General features: G+C 71.2%; 7 protein-coding genes. 3 read left to right on the top strand and 4 right to left on the bottom strand.

Annotated elements, in window-relative coordinates:
* Nucleotides 1-352 precede the first annotated feature (352 nt).
* Nucleotides 353-748, bottom strand: a complete 396-nt coding sequence (locus tag CCR97_RS28860; protein WP_201160137.1) for a DoxX family protein — start codon at nt 746-748, stop codon at nt 353-355.
* A 189-nt stretch (nt 749-937) separates the two neighbouring features.
* Here CCR97_RS28860 and CCR97_RS28855 point away from each other — a divergent pair, with 189 nt between their 5' ends.
* A complete protein-coding gene (locus CCR97_RS28855) occupies nt 938-1,387 on the top strand; it encodes an EamA family transporter (RefSeq protein WP_111360555.1) in 450 nt (149 codons plus the stop codon).
* On the opposite strand, the gene CCR97_RS28850 is transcribed toward CCR97_RS28855, so the two are convergent.
* The 3 genes from CCR97_RS28850 to CCR97_RS28840 form a co-directional block, all read right to left on the bottom strand.
* Nucleotides 1,375-1,974, bottom strand: a complete 600-nt coding sequence (locus tag CCR97_RS28850; RefSeq protein ID WP_111360556.1) for a DUF4334 domain-containing protein — start codon at nt 1,972-1,974, stop codon at nt 1,375-1,377. The two genes, CCR97_RS28855 and CCR97_RS28850, sit on opposite strands and share 13 nt — an antisense overlap.
* Nucleotides 1,971-2,189, bottom strand: coding sequence for a hypothetical protein (locus CCR97_RS28845; protein WP_201160136.1), 219 nt, complete (start codon nt 2,187-2,189; stop codon nt 1,971-1,973). Before CCR97_RS28845 ends, CCR97_RS28850 begins: the two co-directional genes overlap by 4 nt.
* Before the next feature lie 148 nt (nt 2,190-2,337).
* Complete coding sequence (locus tag CCR97_RS28840; protein WP_111360525.1) at nt 2,338-2,685, bottom strand: 2Fe-2S iron-sulfur cluster-binding protein; 348 nt, start codon at nt 2,683-2,685, stop codon at nt 2,338-2,340.
* 272 nt (nt 2,686-2,957) lie between these two features.
* On the opposite strand from CCR97_RS28840, the gene CCR97_RS28835 reads away from it, so the two are divergent.
* Entirely contained in the window at nt 2,958-3,248 is a 291-nt protein-coding gene (locus CCR97_RS28835; RefSeq protein WP_111360524.1) for a GlsB/YeaQ/YmgE family stress response membrane protein, read from the top strand.
* 125 nt (nt 3,249-3,373) lie between these two features.
* Nucleotides 3,374-3,840 (top strand): DUF2934 domain-containing protein (locus tag CCR97_RS28830; RefSeq protein WP_201160135.1); only part of this gene is annotated, 467 nt, incomplete at its 3' end.

Below are 3,840 nucleotides of genomic sequence, written 5' to 3'. Positions count from 1 at the left end.
GTCCGGGCTCGGCCGCCGTCCTGGCATTCGGTCCCGCAGGCGTCTCGGGTGCGTTACGAGCCCCTGGCTCGCCGCGCCCTCCCGGCTCACCGCGAGCCGCCGGCTCACCGCGAGCCGCCGGCTCGCCGCGGCCGCCCGGCTCGGTCCGGGACCCGCCCGGCTCGCTGCGGGAGGGGCGCTCGGGTTCCCGCCCCCGCTCGCCGCGGCCGCCGGGAGGATCGAAGGCGAAGGCCGGACCGGTCGTCGCGCAGGCCGCGACGGCCAGGACCAGCACGATGCGTGAGGCGATCATCGAAAATCTCTCCCGACGGGCGGCGTTCGCCCGAGACGGCCGGGGCGGCCGCAGCCTGGGTCAGCGCTTCTTCCACACGGCGTCGAGGCTCAGCGGGCCCCCGCCGGCGCAGGCGAAGTAGAGGAAGATGAAGCAGAACAATACCGCCGCCTCGCCGCCGTTGCCCTGCGGGAAGAAGCCGCGCGGCGCGTGACCGAGGAAGTAGGCGAAGGCGAGTTCGCCGGACAGGATGAAGGCGACGGTGCGGGTATAGAAGCCGACCAGCAGCAGCGCGCCGAGGAAGAGCTCGAGCGCCCCGGCGATCCAGTAGAGCGACCACAGCTCGACGGTGCGGCCCGCGACCGGCCAGCCGAAGAACTTGGTGAGGGGATGCTGGAGCAGCAGCAACGCCGTCATGATGCGGACGATGCTCAGAACGATGGGCGAGAAACGCTCGGCGACAGATTGGATGTTCACGGGGGTGGTTCTCCTTTGCCGGAACCGTCTACGCGACTCGGGTTCCCGGTGCCGCTCACAATGACCTGAACGGCGCCCGCACCGGCCGGAGCCGGCCACCGGCAGGGCCTCTTCCGCGCGACGTTTTCGGACCCGAGGACTTCCGGCTACAACACGGGACGCGCGTTCCTTTCAGCCCCGAGGCCCGCCATGCGCTCGCTCGTCTCCGCCGCCGCCGAAAGCTGGATGCCCTGGGCGCTCGGCGCCGCCGTGTTCGCGGCCCTGACCGCGATCTTCGCCAAGCTCGGGGTCGAGGCGGTCGGCTCCGACTTCGCGACCTTGGTGCGCACGCTCGTCGTCGTCGTCGTGCTGGCCGCGCTGCTGACGGCGACCGGCCAGTGGCAGGCGCCCGGCACCGTGCCGGCCCGCACCTGGCTGTTCCTGGGCCTGTCCGGCCTCGCCACCGGGGCGTCGTGGCTGTGCTACTTCCGCGCCCTGAAGCTCGGCGATGCCGCACGCGTCGCCCCGCTCGACAAGCTCAGCGTGGTGCTGGTGGCGATCTTCGGCGCGACCGTGCTGGGCGAGCGGCTGTCGGCCGCCAACTGGGCCGGGGTCGCGCTGATCGCCGCCGGGGCGATCCTGGTCGCCTACCAGGGCTGATCGCCGGACGGGTGATGCCCGGCCGCCGGGTCCCGCCGCAGCACGAAAAAGTACGGCTCGGGCAGCCCGCGCAGATCCATCACGCCCAGCAGCGTGTCGGCGTCGACCTGCCGGAACACGTCGATGATCGGCTGGCGGTCGTAGACCATGGCGGCGCCGGCCTGGCCCCTGAACGTGACGAGCCGCAGGCGGGCACCCGGACGCGGCGTCGCGAACAGCGGCAGGGCGAACCGGAAGGCGCCGCGAAGGACGGCCGACCCGGCGAGGCGCGGCCAGCGGACCAGCAGGTCGACCGGCAGCCGGCCGGGAGCGAGCGCGACGAGCCTTTCACCGCGCCTAAACAACAGCGGGTAAACTGTTTCACTGTCAAAAAATTCCTTGCCGTACCAGCCGAGCCCCTCGAGCATCCCGTCGAACCGGTGTCCGGTCGGCAGGCCGCGGCCGCGCCAGCGGCCCGTCATCGCCTCGAGCGGGACGGCGGGGAGCGCATCGAACAGCGCGAAGGCTTCGGCGGCGGTGGCGCCGGCCTCGAGCCGGGCGAGCCACGCCGCGGGATCGGCCCGGGACTCGGTCGGCGGGCAGGTCACACGCCGCCGGCCGGCGGGCCGCCCGCCTCGGCCGCGGTCTTGGTTCCGGCCTTCGCGGCGGCCTTGGCGGCCTTGCGGGCCGCCTTCTCGGCTTTCTTGTCCTCGCGCATGCGCTTGAACTCGAAGACGCCGAACCAGAACCAGTTCGGCGGCCACCACAGCACCGGCCCCTTCTGGTCGTGCCAGAGAAAGCCGCGGCCCTTGAAATAGTACATGCGACGCCTCCGCCGGAGAGGCGCAGAGCCTAGCCCGAAGCGGGCCGCCCGGACATCCGGGAAGGTCGGGAGGCAGCGCTCGGCGGCGCGGGCGGGAGGCGGCCGGTCGCGCGGCTCGCACGCGACCGCAACCGCTCCGTCCAAGCCGCTAGAACTTCACCAGAATGTCCTCGTGGCGAACGATGAACTGGCAGGCCAGGCGCCACGGCGGCGGCAGGTCCTTCACCTCGGCGTCGTGGATCTGCGTGTCGGTGATCTTGCCGGCCAGCTTGAGGACCGTCTTCTCCTTCTCGGTGAGGGCGATGCCGAGCGGCGTCTTGTCGGACAGCACGGTGACCTGACAGGCGCACGAGCCGCACTCGCCGTTCTCGCATTCGAAGTGGATCGGGACCTTGTGCTCCTTGGCGACCGACAGGAGCGTGCGCGTGTCGCCGGCGGTGGCGTACACGGTCACGTCCTTCGGCATGGCAGGCGAGGTAAAGGTGACGTCGGCCACGGTTGATCTCCCCCAGAATCGAAGTGTTCCAATGCGTACGCCTTGGCAACCGACGTGCCAGCGGCCGCGTCGCGCGACCCTCTGAATCGCTTGGCATTTTCGACGAGGCAGGCGTCCGCGCCCCTGTGGCGTTCCGGACAATGCTGTCGGACCTGTCGGCAAGCCGCCAAGCGGCCCCCCGGTGCCTCCGTCCCGACCCGCGTCCGGAACCTACATTCCTCGGCTCACGTTGAGGGAGAACGGCGGGGGCCGAACGACGAGGAGACGGCCCGATGGGCGGCATCGTGTGGATCATCGTGATCGGCTTCGTGGCCGGCATCGTGGCGCGCCTCCTGGCGCCCGGCCCCAACAAGCCGACCGGCTTCATCCTGACCACGCTCCTCGGCATCGGCGGGGCGTTCGTGGCCACCTGGATCGGCCAGACCATCGGCTGGTACCGGATGGATCAGGGCGCCGGCTTCATCGGCGCGACGGTCGGCGCCGTGCTGGTGCTGTTCATCTGGAACAGGCTCGTGGCGTCGCGCCGCATCTCCGATCCGAGCGGCGAGCGCCGCTGGCTGTGAGCCTTTCGCGGGAAAGTGCCTAGAACTTGCGCACTAGGAGAATGCTCCCCAGAGATGTGCCTTTTACGCTTCGTTAACCGCACCGACCCCAAGCATGGGGCACGGAACGGAGACCGGAGATTGCAATGGCACACTCGATCGAGGAGCTCATTCGCGAGCGCGCGTACCACCTCTGGAACAACCACGGCCGCGTCGATGGCCGCGACGACCATTACTGGCTGCAGGCCGAGCGCGAGATCCTGGCCGAACTCGCCGTCCCGGCCCCGGATCCCGCAGAGACCGTTCAGGCCACGCCCGCCGAGGTGACCGTCGATTCGGCCGCCGCCGACCGTCCGGCGACGCCGCCGACAGTGGCCACTCCGGCTCGCGACGCTCCGGCGGTCGCTGTGGCCGATGTCGCGGCAACGCCGAAAGCCAAGGCGAGGGCGCGCCGCGCCGAGACGAGCGCCGCGGCCAAGACGGCCGAGCCGCTGCCCAAGGCTGCGAAAGCGCCCAAGAAGGCATCTCGCCTCGTCGCCAAGGCGAAGGCCGCGGCCGCCAAGCGTGCCGAAGCGCCCGCGGCGCCGGCAAAGGCGCCGGCGGCCGCACAGGC

It is taken from the genome of Rhodoplanes elegans, assembly GCF_016653355.1.
Lineage (GTDB): Bacteria > Pseudomonadota > Alphaproteobacteria > Rhizobiales > Xanthobacteraceae > Rhodoplanes > Rhodoplanes elegans.
The sequence above is the reverse complement of the archived record's forward strand: the minus strand, read 5'-3'. Positions and strand labels throughout refer to the sequence as shown.